At 73.1% G+C, this 15,325-nt stretch carries 18 protein-coding genes; 12 read left to right on the forward strand and 6 right to left on the reverse strand.

Translation table 11 applies throughout. From position 1 onward, the window contains the following. Window positions 1-66 precede the first annotated feature (66 nt). A complete protein-coding gene (locus tag KBY32_RS25560; RefSeq protein ID WP_181890521.1) occupies window positions 67-234 on the reverse strand; it encodes a hypothetical protein in 168 nt (55 codons plus the stop codon). Between the two features lie 247 nt (window positions 235-481). On the opposite strand from KBY32_RS25560, the gene KBY32_RS25565 reads away from it, so the two are divergent. The 4 genes from KBY32_RS25565 to KBY32_RS25580 all read left to right on the forward strand — a co-directional run bounded on the left by KBY32_RS25565 (window position 482) and on the right by KBY32_RS25580 (window position 4,499). Further along, a complete protein-coding gene (locus tag KBY32_RS25565; protein WP_055621596.1) occupies window positions 482-1,693 on the forward strand; it encodes an NYN domain-containing protein in 1,212 nt (403 codons plus the stop codon). Window positions 1,694-1,848: 155 nt separating this feature from the next. Next, entirely contained in the window at window positions 1,849-2,823 is a 975-nt protein-coding gene (locus KBY32_RS25570) for an ABC transporter ATP-binding protein (RefSeq protein WP_055621595.1), read from the forward strand. Window positions 2,824-2,911: 88 nt separating this feature from the next. Then, window positions 2,912-3,736: an ABC transporter permease gene (locus KBY32_RS25575; RefSeq protein ID WP_055621594.1), complete on the forward strand. Its 825-nt coding sequence runs from the start codon at window positions 2,912-2,914 to the stop codon at window positions 3,734-3,736. Window positions 3,737-3,770: 34 nt separating this feature from the next. Then, entirely contained in the window at window positions 3,771-4,499 is a 729-nt protein-coding gene (locus tag KBY32_RS25580) for a DUF2567 domain-containing protein (protein ID WP_079033607.1), read from the forward strand. 188 nt (window positions 4,500-4,687) lie between these two features. Here KBY32_RS25580 and ybaK read toward each other — a convergent pair whose 3' ends face one another. The 4 genes from ybaK to KBY32_RS25600 all read right to left on the reverse strand — a co-directional run bounded on the left by ybaK (window position 4,688) and on the right by KBY32_RS25600 (window position 8,754). Next, the gene (gene ybaK / locus KBY32_RS25585) at window positions 4,688-5,191 is read right to left on the reverse strand and encodes a Cys-tRNA(Pro) deacylase (RefSeq protein ID WP_108706454.1); all 504 of its coding nucleotides are present in this window, start codon (window positions 5,189-5,191) and stop codon (window positions 4,688-4,690) included. Between the two features lie 26 nt (window positions 5,192-5,217). Beyond that, window positions 5,218-5,955, reverse strand: a complete 738-nt coding sequence (locus tag KBY32_RS25590; protein WP_210981787.1) for an LON peptidase substrate-binding domain-containing protein — start codon at window positions 5,953-5,955, stop codon at window positions 5,218-5,220. Between the two features lie 11 nt (window positions 5,956-5,966). Then, window positions 5,967-7,007, reverse strand: a complete 1,041-nt coding sequence (locus tag KBY32_RS25595) for a hypothetical protein (protein ID WP_210981788.1) — start codon at window positions 7,005-7,007, stop codon at window positions 5,967-5,969. Between the two features lie 169 nt (window positions 7,008-7,176). Beyond that, the gene (locus KBY32_RS25600) at window positions 7,177-8,754 is read right to left on the reverse strand and encodes an oxidoreductase (RefSeq protein WP_210981789.1); all 1,578 of its coding nucleotides are present in this window, start codon (window positions 8,752-8,754) and stop codon (window positions 7,177-7,179) included. A gap of 177 nt (window positions 8,755-8,931) precedes the next feature. On the opposite strand from KBY32_RS25600, the gene hisD reads away from it, so the two are divergent. From hisD to hisF, 8 genes are read left to right on the forward strand one after another with little or no spacing between them, the layout of a single operon-like run. Beyond that, window positions 8,932-10,257 (forward strand): histidinol dehydrogenase, encoded by a 1,326-nt coding sequence (gene hisD / locus KBY32_RS25605; protein ID WP_115509172.1) that lies wholly within the window; start codon window positions 8,932-8,934, stop codon window positions 10,255-10,257. Continuing rightward, window positions 10,254-11,360, forward strand: a complete 1,107-nt coding sequence (locus tag KBY32_RS25610; RefSeq protein ID WP_055621587.1) for a histidinol-phosphate transaminase — start codon at window positions 10,254-10,256, stop codon at window positions 11,358-11,360. The genes hisD and KBY32_RS25610 overlap by 4 nt, the downstream gene beginning before the upstream one ends. Beyond that, complete coding sequence (gene hisB, locus KBY32_RS25615) at window positions 11,357-11,950, forward strand: imidazoleglycerol-phosphate dehydratase HisB (RefSeq protein ID WP_031483403.1); 594 nt, start codon at window positions 11,357-11,359, stop codon at window positions 11,948-11,950. The genes KBY32_RS25610 and hisB overlap by 4 nt, the downstream gene beginning before the upstream one ends. Before the next feature lie 4 nt (window positions 11,951-11,954). Next, a complete protein-coding gene (locus KBY32_RS25620; RefSeq protein ID WP_164492274.1) occupies window positions 11,955-12,113 on the forward strand; it encodes a hypothetical protein in 159 nt (52 codons plus the stop codon). A 1-nt stretch (window position 12,114) separates the two neighbouring features. Further along, window positions 12,115-12,753: an imidazole glycerol phosphate synthase subunit HisH gene (gene hisH / locus KBY32_RS25625; protein WP_210981790.1), complete on the forward strand. Its 639-nt coding sequence runs from the start codon at window positions 12,115-12,117 to the stop codon at window positions 12,751-12,753. A gap of 4 nt (window positions 12,754-12,757) precedes the next feature. Further along, window positions 12,758-13,483: a bifunctional 1-(5-phosphoribosyl)-5-((5-phosphoribosylamino)methylideneamino)imidazole-4-carboxamide isomerase/phosphoribosylanthranilate isomerase PriA gene (gene priA, locus KBY32_RS25630; RefSeq protein ID WP_210981791.1), complete on the forward strand. Its 726-nt coding sequence runs from the start codon at window positions 12,758-12,760 to the stop codon at window positions 13,481-13,483. Beyond that, window positions 13,480-13,884: a RidA family protein gene (locus KBY32_RS25635; protein ID WP_055621583.1), complete on the forward strand. Its 405-nt coding sequence runs from the start codon at window positions 13,480-13,482 to the stop codon at window positions 13,882-13,884. Before priA ends, KBY32_RS25635 begins: the two co-directional genes overlap by 4 nt. Further along, window positions 13,881-14,636: an imidazole glycerol phosphate synthase subunit HisF gene (hisF, locus tag KBY32_RS25640; RefSeq protein ID WP_055621582.1), complete on the forward strand. Its 756-nt coding sequence runs from the start codon at window positions 13,881-13,883 to the stop codon at window positions 14,634-14,636. The genes KBY32_RS25635 and hisF overlap by 4 nt, the downstream gene beginning before the upstream one ends. Window positions 14,637-14,652: 16 nt before the next feature. On the opposite strand, the gene KBY32_RS25645 is transcribed toward hisF, so the two are convergent. Then, a complete protein-coding gene (locus KBY32_RS25645; RefSeq protein WP_055621581.1) occupies window positions 14,653-15,288 on the reverse strand; it encodes a TIGR03085 family metal-binding protein in 636 nt (211 codons plus the stop codon). Window positions 15,289-15,325: the final 37 nt, after the last annotated feature.

Raw genomic sequence — 15,325 nt, forward strand, 5'->3', positions numbered from 1 at the left:
GGGCGCGTCCCGCACGGGACGCGCCCCTTTCGGCATGCCTGGGTCTCAACAACCCTTACGCGGAGATCAGTTGTGACCGAAGCGCTTCTGCCGGCCCTTGCGGGCGATGTCGCCCGGGCTCGCCTGCGCGAGGGCGGGCTCGGCCGGGGGCTCCATCACCGTCGTGGTCTCGTTCTGCCGGGCACCACGCGCGGACTGGGGCTGCTTACGGTCCTGCTTCTTGTTCTTGGCCATGGTGATCTGCCTCCTGTGGGGGATCTAGGGGCCAGGGCCGGGACCAGATTCACATAGCCAGACAAAGAGTGCATGTCGGATAATTACCCTGTGTAGTGGCGGTTGTCGGGGCGCCCGCCCCGCCGGGGCGCCGGCCCGATCCGCCGAAACGCCACGCCGAAGATCGAGTTCGGCCCGTTAACCCCCGCACGGTCGGGCAGACTCGAAGGAAGCCTGAAGCAAACCTCCCGGGAAGAGGGTGAGTCGTGTGGACCGCTGCATCGTCCTGGTGGACGCCGGGTATCTGCTGGGGGCCGCCGCCAGCCTGCTCGCCGGGGAACCCTCCCGGTCCCGGATCAGCGTCGACCACGCCGCCCTCATCCAGGCGTTGCGCGCCTGCGCCGAGTCGGACACCCAGCAGCCCCTGCTGCGCATCTACTGGTTCGACGGCGCACCCGACCGGGTCCCGCAGCCCGAGCACCGCCGGCTGCGGGTGATGCCGCGGGTCACCGTCCGGCTGGGCGCCCTGACCCGCAGCGACGGCCGCTGGGCGCAGAAGGGCGTGGACGCCGCGATGCACGCCGAACTCACCGAGCTCGCCCGCAACCGCGCGTGCTCCGACGTCGTCCTCGTCACCGGCGACGGGGATCTGCTGCCGGGCATGATGGCCGCCAAGGAGCACGGGGTCGCCGTCCATCTGTGGGCCGTGCAGGCCGCCGACGGCGACTACAACCAGTCCGAGGACCTGGTGGCCGAGGCGGACGAGCGGCGTGTGCTCGACCGGGCCTGGATCACCCAGGCCGTACGCGCCAAGGAGCTGACCGGCGTGTGCGCGCCGCCGCCGGTGCCGCGTCCGGAGATCGCCGCGATCCTCTCCGCGCCGCTGCCCGACTCCGCGCTCGGCGCGACGGGCGAGCGGCGCCCCGAGGAGCCCGAGCACGCGCCCGCCGCCTCGGCCGACACCGGCGCACCGGAGCGCGTCCCGGCGCCCAAGGGCGTCCCCACGCCCAAGGACCTCGCCGCCCTGCGCGCACCCGGCGTCCAGACCGCCCAGCCGGCGAGCGCCACCCTGCGCTGGTCCTCGGACAAGGGCTGGGTCGACCGTCCCGGCACCGCGGCCGAGCCGCCCGAGATCGCCTCCATGCCGACCCTCGCGCAGCTGACCACCGCCGAGCAGCGCTGGGCCGACCGCGAGGAGGACATCACGACGGTCGGCGGCGACCCGTACGAGGTCGGACAGGTCTTCGCGCGCCGCTGGATGGGGCGGCTCGGGGAGCAGGGGCATCTGCAGAAGCTGTCCGCGATGTACCCGCGCATCCCGCACCGCATCGACGGCGAGCTGCTGCGCTACGCGGCCCGCTTCGGCCTGCTCGCCCACAAGGACGACCAGATCGACGAACACGACCGGTACGCGATCAGGGCGGGCTTCTGGCGCGAGATCGACGTGCGCACGGCGGAACACGCGCCGGCGGCCGACTGACGGACGCGGTCCCGTACGGCGTGTCGGAGGTGCGGGGCGAGCTGGGGAAACGGCCGTATCCGGCGACCCGGGGACGGATCGGGGCGGCGGACCCCGTAGTCTCGTGCCTTGTGAGTACGCGCGCGGGACAGGCACTTCGGCACGGTGGTGACGTCGTGTGTGCCGTGCGCGGGCTGACCAAGACCTACCCGGCCGTCCGGGGGCGCCGCGGCACGCCCGGCACGCCCGCGCTGCGGGCCACCGACGACGTGCGGCTCGACATCGCCCAGGGCGAGATCTTCGGGCTGCTCGGACCCAACGGGGCCGGCAAGACCACCCTCGTACGGCAGCTGACCGGGCTGATGCGGCCCGACTCCGGCAGCGTCGAGATCCTCGGGCACGACATCGTGCGCCACCCCGAGCGGGCCGCGCGCATCCTCGCCTACCTCGGCCAGGAGTCGACGGCCCTGGACGAGCTGACCGTCTCCCTCGCCGCCGAGACCACCGGCCGGCTGCGCGGCCTGGACGCCCGCACGGCCCGGGCCGAGCGCGACGACGTCCTCGACGAGCTGGGGCTCACCCCGATCGCCGGACGGCCCCTGCGCAAGCTCTCCGGCGGACAGCGCCGGCTGGCCTGCTTCGCCGCCGCGCTGGTGGGGGAGCGGCCGCTGCTCGTCCTGGACGAGCCGACCACCGGCATGGACCCGGTGGCCCGGCGGGCCGTCTGGTCGGCCGTGGACCGCCGGCGCGCCGAGCGGGGCACCACGGTGCTGCTCGTCACCCACAACGTCATCGAGGCCGAGACCGTCCTCGACCGGGTCGCCGTCCTCGACCGGGGCCGGGTCATCGCCTGCGACACGCCGTCCGGGCTCAAGGAGCGCGTGGCCGGCGAGGTCCGTGTCGAGCTGCTGTGGCGGGAGCGGGCGCCGCTGGAGGTGCCCGAGGTCGCCGCGCTCCAGGACCGCGCCGTCGAGTCCGGCCGCCGCTGGACCCTGCGCCTCGCCCCCGAGGAGGCCCGCACGGTCGTCGCCACCGTCACCGGCGGCGCCGCCTTCGCCGCACTGGACGACTTCACCCTCGCCACGCCCAGCCTGGAGGACGTCTACCTGGCGCTGGGCGGTGCCGCGCAGAAGGGCCTGGTGAAGGCGTGAGCGAGCGGACCGCCGCATCCGTACTGGACGGTGTACGGAGCAGGGCCACCGTTGTGTCGATCCCCTGTGCGAAAGGGAGCAGCGCCACGTGAGTGTCGTACCCGCCGAGGTTCTGCCGGGCGGTGCCCTGGCCGCGGACCGGACGTCCGGCCGGGCCCCGGCCGAGCTGGGGCCGCGCGCACGGCTGTGGCCGTCGCTGTGCGCCGTGTACCGGGCGCAGCTGTCCCGGGCGCGGGTCGCGCGCATCCCGCTGCTGTTCGTGGCGACCTTCCAGTCGGTCGGGATCATGATCCTGATGCGCGGTGTCGTCGACGGCGGGGCCGAGGCGCAGGCCGTGGTGGCCGGGTCGTCGGTGCTGGTCGTCGCCTTCGTCGCGCTGAACCTGCTCGCCCAGTACTTCGGGCAGCTGCGCGCCAGCGGCGGGCTCGACCACTACGCCACGCTTCCGGTGCCGCCCGCCGCCGTGGTGCTCGGCGCGGCCGGCGCGTACGCCTCCTTCACGGTGCCCGGGACCGTCGTGACGGCCGTGTTCGGCTGCCTGCTGTTCGGGCTGCCGATGACGCACCTGTGGATCCTCGTCGCCGTGATCCCGCTGGCCGGAGCCGCGCTCGCCGGGCTCGGCGCCGCCCTCGGACTGCTCGCCCCGCGCCCCGAGCTGGCCACGCTGCTCGGGCAGCTCGGTATGTCCGCCGCCCTGCTGCTGGGCGTCCTGCCCGCCGACCGGATGCCGGAGGTGGTCCGGTTCGCCCGCGACCTGCTGCCCTCGACGTACGGCGTGGAGGCGTTCGCGCGGACCTTCGGGGAGCGGCCCGGCTGGGGGTTCGTCCTCGGTGACCTGGCCGTGTGCGCGGGCGTCGGCGTCGTCTCGCTGGCCGTCGCCACCTGGGCGTACCGCCGGGCGGCCGTCCGGTGACGCGCCGCACGGGGCGGCCTGGCACGATGGCAGGGTGACCGCTCCGCTGACTCCTCCACCGCCGCCGCGTGACCCGTCCTCCCCCGGGGGATGGCAGCAGCCCGCTGCCGGGTACACGGCCGCCGTGCCGCACGACGCCATATCCGACGCCGCCGGGGGCCCGCCGCCCGGCCCGTACGGCGCGCCGTCGTACGGGCAGGACGGTCCCGGGATGAAGGCCGAGCTGCGCGAGGGCGCCGTCGTCACGGTCGTGGTCGCGCTTCTCGGCGCGCTTCTCGGGGTGCTGTGGTGGCGGCTGGCGCCGAGCGTGCCGCTCGTCGGGGACGTCGTCGACGACGGCTGGGTCGTGTACTTCAAGGACTCCGAGGGCGAGCAGGCCATCGGGGTGGACGGCACCTTCACCCTGCTCGCGCTCGCGTTCGGCCTGGTGAGCGCCGTGGCCGTGTTCCTGTGGCGGCGGCGCGGCGGGGTGCCGCTGGTGGTGGGGCTCGCCCTGGGCGGCTTCCTCGGGTCGCTGCTGGCCTGGCGGATCGGGGTCTGGCTCGGCCCCACGGAGAACGTCATCGCCCACGCCAAGGCGGTGGGCAAGGGCGTCACCTTCTCGGCGCCCCTCAAGCTGGGCGCGAAGGGGGCCTGGCTGGCCTGGCCGCTCGCGGCCCTGATCGTGCACCTCGGCCTGACCGCGCTGTTCGGTCCCCGGGAGCCGGACCCGTACGAGAAGCAGCCCCCGCCGAAGGACCCGCACGGCTCACCGGCGGCCTGAGGCCGGGTGCCCAGGGGGCGGATCGGCCCCCTGAGCGGTGGACCGTCACGTCACGCCGGGCGGCGTCCGTGGTTCGAACGGCCCTTCTTGATACGCCACTTGCGTTTGCGCGTCCTCTTCGATATGTCCTTGGTACTTAACCGAGGACGGGCCCGCCGTCGAGGGCTCATACACGCCAGGTGGAGGGCTCACGCACGTCCGACGGGAGCGAGGACCGCGCCGGTGAGCGCCGCCAGATCGGCGGGCGCGAGCTCCACCTCCAGGCCCCGGCGGCCCGCCGAGACACAGATCGTGTCGTGGTCCGAGGCCGAGGCGTCCAGCACCGTGCGCAGCCTCTTGCGCTGGCCCAGCGGCGAGATGCCGCCCCGCACATAGCCGGTGGTGCGCTCCGCGAGCGCCGGGTCCGCCATCGCGGCCCGCTTGCCGCCGACCGCCGCCGCCAGCGCCTTCAGGTCCAGCTGGCCCGCCACCGGGACCACCGCCACGGTCAGGGCGCCGTCCACGTCCGCGACCAGCGTCTTGAAGACCCGGTCCGGCGAGACGCCCATCGCCTGCGCGGCCTCCTCGCCGTACGAGGGATGCGCGGGGTCGTGGTCGTAGGAGTGGACGGTGTAGGCGACACCGGCCGCGGTCAGCGCGACCGTGGCCGGGGTTCCGCCGGACTGCTGCTGCTTCTTCGACTTCTTCGCCATGGTGGCCGTTCCCCAGGGGTGGTGCGTCAGTTGAGGCTGGTCGGTCCGCGGGTCAGGTCCGACGCCGGGAGCGAGGGCAGGGTACGGATGATCGAGGTCTCGGCGCGAAGGAGTTTCAGCTCGTCGCGCAGCCGGGACGCGGTGTCCGGGGCCTGGAGGAGCCGCTGCTTGGTCGGGGTGTCCAGCATCATCGCGGCGGCCACCAGGTAGGACACGACCGACGGCTGGTCCGGCAGGTCGGCGGTGGTGGACACGGACCGCTCACGGGCGCCGGCCAGCCGCTTCTGGTACTGCCGGAAGGCCCGCAGCACGCCTTCGGCGAGCGCTCCGGCCTCGTCGCCCGGCTCCTCGGTGAGCTCCTCCAGTTCGGCCGTCAGGAACGGACCCGACGCGTCCACGGAGACGAGCCGCACCCGGGTCGTGCCGGTCGCCAGCACCTCGAAGGTGCCGTCGGCCCGCTCCCGGATCGTCGCCGCGTCCGCGACGCACGCCACGGAGTGGAAGGCGGCCAGCGGGTCGGGGCCGAAGCCCGCGGCGGGGCCGCGCTCGGGCACGGCGGTCGGGTCCGGCATCCCGGGGGCGGCGACGGCCACCTCGTGGCCGTCCCGGATGGCGACCACGGCGAACCGGCGCGGATCCTCCTCGGGGGTCTTGAGGAGTTCGCGCATCATGGCGCGATACCGCTCCTCGAAGACGTTCAGCGGCAGGACGAGCCCCGGGAAAAGCACCGAGTTCAGCGGGAAGAGCGGAAGGCGGACGGTCACGGCGCCAAAGCCTAGTGGTCGCGCCGGCCGGCACGACGGGCGCGCCCACCTGGTGGATGCCCGGCGCGCCCCCTGGCCGGGGCCGCGCGCCGCCGCACCTGGTGCCGCACCTCCAGGAAACGGCCCAGCGGATCGTCCGCGGACCGGCTCCACGGGTAGGACGTGGCGTGCGGCCCGATCAGCCGCAGCTGCTCCAGGGCGTCGTCCCAGCGGCCGAGCTCCACGAGGACGCAGGTCAGCTTGTTGCGTACGGCCGCGAGCCACAGGTCGGCCGCCGGGAACCGGGCCGAGAGCGCGACGGCCCGGTCGGCGGCGGCGTGCAGCCGCTCCGGGGGCACTCCGGGGCCGCACCCGTCGTTCAGGTAGGCCAGCGCCGCCCGGGCCGGCAGGGCCTGGACGAGGGAGTCGGCGGGGGCGTCCTGAGCGGCGCGGTCGGCGAAGTCCAGGCACTCGCGGTGCGAGCCGTGCCAGGAGGAGGCCAGATAGCGCAGGGCGGCGACATGGCAGCCGTAGTGCAGCGGGGCGCGGCGCACGGCCGCCTCCCACAGCTCGCCGAAGTAGGTGTGCCCGGCGCGGGAGCCGCGCGCGTGGTCCAGGGCGAGGCGCCAGGGCACCGGGTCGCGGTCGTCGGCCCGGGCGGCGGCGGTGATCAGCGGGCTCACCCCGCGCAGCAGCTCGGCGCGGGCCGGGGAGCGCCAGGCGTGGTCGACGGCGAGCTGGGCGCGCAGCAGCAGGACGTCCGGGTCGTCCGGGGCGGCGGCGTGCCACGTCTGCACCCACTCCGGCCGGGAGCGGGCGAAGGCGGCGAGCCGCAGGACGTACCGGTCGCGGTGGTCCCAGCGCCCGAGGGCGCGGGTGGCGGCGAGCAGGTCGGCGGCGGCGCGGTGGGACCCCTGGCCGGCCGCGACCAGCGCGGGGCCCAGGCGGTCGTCTGGCGCGTCGAGGAGCACCTCGTCGTCGGCGGGGAGTCCGGCGGCGGGGTGCTGCGCTGAGGGGCTGGTCGTCCGTGACGCCCGGCCGAACGGGAGCAGCAGAGCCATGGTGTCGACCATTGAAGGACCGCAGGTCACCGCCGCGCCAGAGGGAACGGCCAACACGGGGAAAGTTGTACGCCCGCAGGTCAAGAACCGGTAAAGGTCAACCGTTCAACAACTGTCGGACATCCATGAAATCAGCTCACTCGTCACACCATTCCCATCGACATCGGACGTCCCGCTGGCCTCAGCTCCGGCGCAGCGTGCGCGTCGCCCCCGCCGCCACGGTCGTCGCCAGGATCCAGCCCAGCAGGACCATCGCCGCCGACACCCACTGCCATACGCCGCTGAGCTGCCAGAACCCGACCTGCCCCAGATCGATCACCGGCAGCAGCAGGTCCAGCGCGAACAGCGTCGGGTTCCAGGTCGGATGCTCACCGCCCTTGATCGGCGGATGATCGGCGTACCCGAAGGCCACCGAACCCGCCGCCCACAGGATCGCCATCCACACGGCGGCCCGGCCCGGCCGATAGCCGTAGGCGACCATCCAGTCCTGGACGTACCCCCACAGCTTCCCCGCGGGCGGCAGCGTCTCGCGCCGCCGGCGCTGCTTGGCGAGCAGCACCTCGCGCGCGTCCTCGTCCTCCCCGCCGGCCCGCAGCACGGAGGCCAGCAGCTCGTACGGCTCCGGGTTGTACTCGGCGGTCGCGGCCGCCACCCACTCCAGCCGCCGCTCCAGCGGGAAAGGCCCGCGCGGCACCAGGTTCTCGTAGCCGAAGCCGCCCATGTGCAGCAGCCCCGGCCCCGGCCAGGCGTCCGCCCGGTCCATGAGGTTCACCACCCGCGCGCCCGACAGCACCACCCGGCCGCGCTCCATCCTCTCCCCGAGGAAGCGCAGCTCCGGCGTCTGGATCCGGCGCATCGACAGCTCCTGCTCGTCCGTGAAGACGAACCGGGCCCGCTCCAGGTCGACGGCGTCCCCGAACCGCCCGTCGTCCAGTCGCACCCCGCCCCGGCACTCGAACCGCTGCACCCGGGTCCCGCGCGCCGGGGTGCGCCCGCTCAGCAGCGGACTGCCCACCCCCGCCGGGGTCAGATACAGGGTCCGCCCGACGGTGAGCTGCGGCGCGTTCAGCGCGAGCCGGGTGTAGGGGTTGACCAGCCGCGCCCCCCGCAGGCTCAGCGACACGCCGATGCTCGCGCCGCGCAGGCTCAGCTCGCCGTGCGACTCCAGCATCTCGGCCTGCAGGTCCTGGCCGACGTTCATACCGTCCCCGGCGATCGAGCGGCCGCTGCGGTCCCGGTAGACCACGGCCTGGCTGAGCAGCAGATCCGTGCCGATGTGGGCGTCCGTGATCCGCACGCCGTTGTGGAAACGGCAGCGCGGCAGATGCAGATCGCCCTCCGTGTGCACCCGCGCCGCCTCCAGCCGCGGCACCGAGCAGTCCACCAGCCGCAGCGTGGTGAACCGGGCCTCCGGCAGCAGCACCTCGTGCTCGAAACGGCAGCCGCGCATCTCGACATACGGCTCCACGGTGCCGCCCGCCAGATCCAGCGTGCCGCTGACCTGCACGCCCACCAGCTTCAGCGAGGAGACCCGGCCCGCCAGCGCCGGCGGCCCGTCCAGCAGCAGCCAGCAGACGATCCGGGCCCGCACGGTCCGCTCCTCGCCCCAGGGGTGCCCGCCGTGCGGATCGTCGACGACGGTGTCGCCGCTGCTCAGGTCGTACACGCTGCCGTTGCGGAACGCCTGCCACATCCCGGCCTCGGCGGCGGTCAGATCGTCCGGCAGGTCCCCGTCCCGGATGCCGGCCCCCTCGGTCACGTCCTTCTCATCCTCCCCGGCTACTCGCGAGTCAGTGGCCCCGTACCACCGTGATGCCCGCTGGGTGACGCCCCGAACGCAAGACGTGAAGAGGATCTTCCGGGTTCCCGGGACGGTCTGTATCAGCCATTGATACGCGTCCCCGGCGTCCGACGCGGGTCTGAGAGAATTGGGTACGTGATCTCCCGAATCGATCTGCGCGGCGACGCCCTCCCCGAGGGCCCCGCCCTGCGCGACCTGCTGCCCCGAGCCGACTTCGACGTCTCGGCCGCCCTGGAGAAGGTGCGTCCGATCTGCGAGGCCGTGCATCATCGGGGCGACGCGGCGCTGATCGACTTCGCCGAGAAGTTCGACGGCGTCCGGCTCGACCAGGTGCGCGTCCCCGCCGAGGCCCTGGAGAAGGCCCTCGTGGAGCTCGACCCGGCCGTGCGCGCGGCCCTGGAGGAGTCCATCCGCCGCGCCCGGCTCGTCCACCGCGAGCAGCGCCGCACCGCGCACACCACCCAGGTCGTCCCCGGCGGCTCGGTCACCGAGAAGTGGGTCCCCGTCGACCGCGTCGGCCTGTACGCGCCCGGCGGCCGCTCGGTCTACCCGTCGTCCGTGATCATGAACGCCGTGCCCGCCCAGGAGGCGGGGGTGCCGTCGATCGCGCTGGCCTCACCGGCCCAGGCCGAGTTCGGCGGGCTGCCGCACCCGACGATCCTCGCCGCCTGCGCGCTGCTCGGCGTCGACGAGGTGTACGCCGCCGGCGGCGCCACCGCCGTCGCGATGTTCGCGTACGGCACCGAGTCCTGCCCGCCCGCGAACATGGTCACCGGCCCCGGCAACATCTGGGTCGCCGCCGCCAAGCGCTACTTCACCGGCAAGATCGGCATCGACGCCGAGGCCGGCCCCACCGAGATCGCGGTCCTCGCGGACTCCACGGCCGACCCGGTGCACGTCGCCTCCGACCTGATCAGCCAGGCCGAGCACGACCCGCTGGCCGCCGCCGTCCTGGTCACCGACTCCGTGGAGCTCGCGGACGCCGTGGCCGAGGAGCTGGAGCCGCAGGTCGCCGCCACCAAGCACATCGACGACCGGATCGTGCCCGCCCTCAAGGGCAAGCAGTCCGCGATCGTCCTCGTCGACGGCATCGACGAGGGCCTGCGGGTCGTCGACGCGTACGGCGCCGAGCACCTGGAGATCCAGACGGCCGACGCCGCCGCCGTGGCCGACCGGGTCCGCAACGCGGGCGCGATCTTCATCGGCCCCTGGGCGCCCGTCTCCCTCGGCGACTACGCGGCCGGGTCCAACCACGTCCTGCCCACCGGCGGCTGCGCCTGCCACTCCTCCGGCCTGTCCGTCCAGTCCTTCCTGCGCGGCATCCACATCGTGGACTACACACGCGACGCGCTCGCCGAGGTCGCGCATCACGTGGTGACGCTCGCGGAGGCGGAGGATCTGCCGGCCCACGGCGCGGCGATCAAGGCACGGTTCGGCTGGAAGGTACCCGAGAGCAAGTGACTGGCATCGACGATCTCCCCGTACGGGACGAGCTGCGCGGCAAGTCCCCCTACGGGGCGCCCCAGCTGGACGTCCCCGTACGGCTCAACACCAACGAGAACCCCTACCCGCTGCCCGAGCCCCTGGTCGAGCGGATCGCCGAACGCGTCCGCGAGGCCGCCCGCGACCTCAACCGCTACCCCGACCGGGACGCGGTCGAGCTGCGCACCCAGCTGGCCGAGTACCTGACGGACACCTCCGGCCACCCGGTGGGCCTCGCCAACGTGTGGGCGGCCAACGGCTCCAACGAGGTCATCCAGCAGCTGCTGCAGACCTTCGGCGGCCCCGGCCGTACCGCGATCGGCTTCGAGCCGTCGTACTCGATGCACGCGCTCATCGCGCGCGGCACCGGCACCGGCTGGATCTCCGGCCCCCGCAACGACGACTTCACCATCGACCTCGCCGCCGCCGAGAAGGCGATCGCCGAGCACCGGCCCGACGTCGTCTTCATCACCACCCCCAACAACCCCACCGGCAACGCGGTCCCGCGCGAGACCGTCCTCGCCCTGTACGAGGCCGCGCAGGCGGCCAAGCCGTCGATGGTGATCGTCGACGAGGCGTACGTCGAGTTCAGCCACGGCGACTCGCTGCTGCCGCTGCTCGAAGGCCGGCCGCATCTCGTCGTCTCCCGGACGATGTCGAAGGCCTTCGGCGCGGCCGGTCTGCGCCTCGGCTACCTCGCCGCCGACCCCGCCGTGGTCGACGCCGTCCAGCTCGTCCGGCTGCCGTACCACCTGTCGGCCGTCACCCAGGCGACCGCGCTGGCCGCCCTGGAGCACACCGGCACGCTGCTGAAGTACGTCGAGCAGCTGAAGGCCGAGCGCGACCGGCTGGTCGCCGAACTGCTCGCCATCGGCTACGAGGTGACCGCCTCGGACGCCAACTTCGTGCAGTTCGGACGGTTCGACGACGCCCACGCCGTCTGGCAGAAGATCCTCGACCGGGGCGTCCTGGTCCGGGACAACGGCGTACCCGGCTGGCTGCGGGTCACCGCCGGCACCCCCGAAGAGAACGACGCGTTCCTCGACGCGGTCCGTGAAGTGAAGAAGGAGCAGAGCGCATGAACCGCGTAGGACGCATAGAGCGGGTGACGAAGGAGACCTCGGTCCTCGTCGAGATCGACCTCGACGGGTCCGGCAAGGTCGACGTGGCGACCGGCGTCGGCTTCTACGACCACATGCTCGACCAGCTCGGCCGGCACGGCCTGTTCGACCTCACCGTCAAGACCGAGGGCGACCTGCACATCGACTCCCACCACACCATCGAGGACACCGCCCTCGCGCTGGGCGCCGCCTTCAAGCAGGCCCTCGGCGACAAGGTGGGCATCTACCGCTTCGGCAACTGCACGGTCCCGCTGGACGAGTCCCTCGCCCAGGTCACCGTCGACCTGTCCGGCCGCCCCTACCTCGTGCACACCGAGCCCGAGAACATGGCGCCGATGATCGGCGAGTACGACACCACGATGACCCGCCACATCCTGGAGTCCTTCGTCGCCCAGGCGCAGATCGCGCTGCACGTGCACGTGCCGTACGGACGCAACGCCCACCACATCGTGGAGTGCCAGTTCAAGGCGCTGGCCCGGGCCCTGCGCTACGCCTCCGAGCGCGACCCGCGCGCGGCCGGCATCCTGCCGTCGACGAAGGGCGCGCTGTAACCCCATGAACGGGCTGTCCACCATCCTGATCGTCGTCGGCCTCTTCCTGGTCGGCGGCATCATCTCGTTCGCCAAGCAGCAGATGCCCAAGAGCCTCATCGTGCTGCTCTCCGTCAGCGCCGCGCTGTGCCTCGTCGCCGGCGTCCTGAGGCTGGAGGTGTGAAATGACCGCCAAGAACGTCGTGGTCTTCGACTACGGCTTCGGCAACGTGCGCTCCGCCGAGCGGGCCCTCGCCCGCGCCGGCGCGAACGTCGAGATCACCCGTGACTTCGACAAGGCCATGAACGCCGGCGGGCTGCTCGTCCCCGGCGTCGGCGCCTTCGCCGCCTGTATGCAGGGCCTCACCGACGCCCGCGGCGACTGGATCATCGACCGGCGGCTGTCCGGCGGGCGTCCCGTCATGGGCATCTGCGTCGGCATGCAGATCCTGTTCGCGCGCGGCATCGAGCACGGCGTCGAGGCCGAGGGCCTCGGCGAGTGGCCGGGCTCCGTCGAGCCGCTGCAGGCCGACATCGTGCCCCACATGGGCTGGAACACCGTCGAAGCGGCCTCCGGCAGCGAGCTCTTCGCCGGCCTGGACGCCGACGCCCGGTTCTACTTCGTGCACTCCTACGCCGTGCACGACTGGAGCCTGCAGACCGAGAACCCGCTGATGACCGCCCCCAAGGTCACCTGGTCGACGCACGGTGAGCCCTTCGTGGCCGCCGTGGAGAACGGCGCCCTGTGGGCCACCCAGTTCCACCCCGAGAAGTCCGGCGACGCCGGAGCCCAGCTGCTCACCAACTGGATCGGAAGCCTGTAGAGACATGGCCAAGCTCGAACTCCTCCCCGCCGTCGACGTCCGTGACGGCCAGGCCGTCCGCCTCGTGCACGGCGAGTCCGGCACCGAGACCTCCTACGGCTCCCCGCTGGAGGCCGCCCTCGCCTGGCAGCGCTCCGGCGCCGAGTGGCTGCACCTGGTCGACCTGGACGCCGCCTTCGGCACCGGCGACAACCGCGAGCTGATCGCCGAGGTCGCGAGGGCCATGGACATCAAGGTGGAGCTGTCCGGCGGCATCCGCGACGACGACACCCTCGCCGCCGCGCTCGCCACCGGCTGCACCCGCGTCAACCTCGGCACGGCCGCCCTGGAGAGCCCCGAGTGGGTCGCCAAGGTCATCGCCGAGCACGGCGACAAGATCGCCGTCGGCCTCGACGTCCGCGGCACCACCCTGCGCGGCCGCGGCTGGACCCGCGACGGCGGCGACCTCTACGAGACGCTGGAGCGCCTCGACAAGGAGGGCTGCGCGCGGTACGTCGTCACCGACATCGCCAAGGACGGCACCCTCCAGGGCCCCAACCTGGAGCTGCTGAAGAACGTCTGCGCGGCCACCGACCGCCCGGTCGTCGCCTCCGGCGGCGTGTCCTCCCTGGACGACCTGCGGGCCATCGCCGAGCTCGTCCCGCTCGGCGTCGAGGGCTCCATCGTCGGCAAGGCCCTCTACGCGAAGGCCTTCACCCTGGAAGAGGCCCTGGAGGCCGTGTCGTCATGACGTCCGAGCCCGTGCGGCGCGTGCAGAGCGGCAGCCCCTGGGAGGAGCCCTTCGGGTTCGCACGCGCCGTCGCGGCCGGCGACCGTGTCCTCGTGGGCGGCACCACCGCCTTCCGGGGACCGACGCTGTACGGGGAGGGCGACCCGTACGAACAGGCCAAGGTGGCCTTCACCGGCGCGCTGGAGGCGATCGCCGCCTTCGGCCTCGGCCCCGAGTCGGTCGTCCGCACCCGGATGTACCTGAGCCACATGCGGGACATCGACGAGGTGGGCCGCGCCCACAAGGAGATCTTCGACGCGGTGCGCCCCGTCTCGACCCTGCTGGTCGTGGAGGGTTTCGTCGACCCGCGCATCCTGGTCGAAGTAGAGCTAGAGGCATACAGAGGAGCCGTGGATCAATGACCCTGGCGGTCCGAGTCATCCCCTGCCTGGACGTGGACAACGGCCGGGTCGTCAAGGGCGTCAACTTCCAGAACCTGCGCGACGCGGGCGACCCCGTCGAGATGGCCAAGGTGTACGACGCCGAGGGCGCCGACGAGCTGACGTTCCTGGACATCACCGCGTCCTCCGGCAACCGGGAGACCACCTACGACGTGGTGCGCCGCACCGCCGAGCAGGTGTTCATCCCGCTGACCGTCGGCGGCGGCGTGCGCACCGCCGAGGACGTCGACAAGCTGCTGCGCGCCGGCGCCGACAAGGTCGGCGTCAACACGGCCGCCATCGCCCGTCCGGACCTCATCCGGGAGATCGCCGAGCGCTTCGGCCGGCAGGTGCTCGTCCTCTCCGTCGACGCGCGCCGCACCCCCGAGGGCACCTTCGAGGTCACCACCCACGGCGGCCGCAAGGGCACCGGCATCGACGCCGTCGAATGGGCGCACCAGGCCGCCGAGCTGGGCGCCGGCGAGATACTGCTGAACTCCATGGACGCCGACGGCACCAAGGACGGCTACGACCTGGAGATGATCCGCGCCGTGCGCAAGCACGTCACGATCCCCGTGATCGCCTCCGGCGGCGCCGGCAAGCTCGCCGACTTCACCCCGGCCGTCGAGGCGGGCGCCGACGCGGTGCTCGCGGCGTCCGTGTTCCACTTCGGCGACCTCAGGATCGGCCAGGTCAAGGACGCGCTGCGGGAGGCGGGACACCCGGTCCGCTGACCGGCGCCCCCAGACGTCAGATCCCGAGCTGCTTCGTCTCGTGCAGCTTGGCGATCGCGTCCTTGTCGCCGTCCAGCTCGACCTTCGCCGCGCTCTGCCGGCCGTAGGCGAAGAGCAGCAGCTCCGAGGGCTCGCCGGTCACCGTCACCACCGGCGTGCCCCGGTGGGCGACGACCGTCTGGCCGTCGGGGCGGCGCAGCACCAGGCCCGTGGGCGCGCCGCGCCCCATCAGACGGGCGGCGCGCTCCAGCCGGGACCACAGCGCGTCCTGGAACACCCGGTCCAGCTCACGCGGCGTCCAGTCGGGCTGCGCCCGGCGCACGTCCTCCGTGTGGACGTAGAACTCGATGGTGTTCGACGCCTCGTCGATCTGCTTGAGCTGGAAGGGCGAGAAACGCGGCGGGCCCGTACGGATGAGCTGGATCAGCTCCTCATACGGCTTGGCCGCGAACTCCTCCATCGCCTTGTCCAGACGAGGTCCGAGCTGCTTGATCAGCATGGCGGCGGCCGCGTCGGGACGGCGCTCGCGCACCACCACGTGCGCCGCGAGATCACGGGTGCGCCAGCCCTCGCAGAGCGTCGGGGCCTCGGGGCCCTCGGCCTCCAAGAGGTCGGCGAGGAGGAGTCGTTCACGCTGTGCGAAGGTCGACATGGTGTCAGCCTACGACCGCGTACCGGGTCCGCCCAGT

The organism is Streptomyces sp. RK62 (assembly GCF_018070255.1).
In the GTDB taxonomy this organism is placed as follows: Bacteria; Actinomycetota; Actinomycetes; order Streptomycetales; family Streptomycetaceae; genus Streptomyces; species Streptomyces nigra.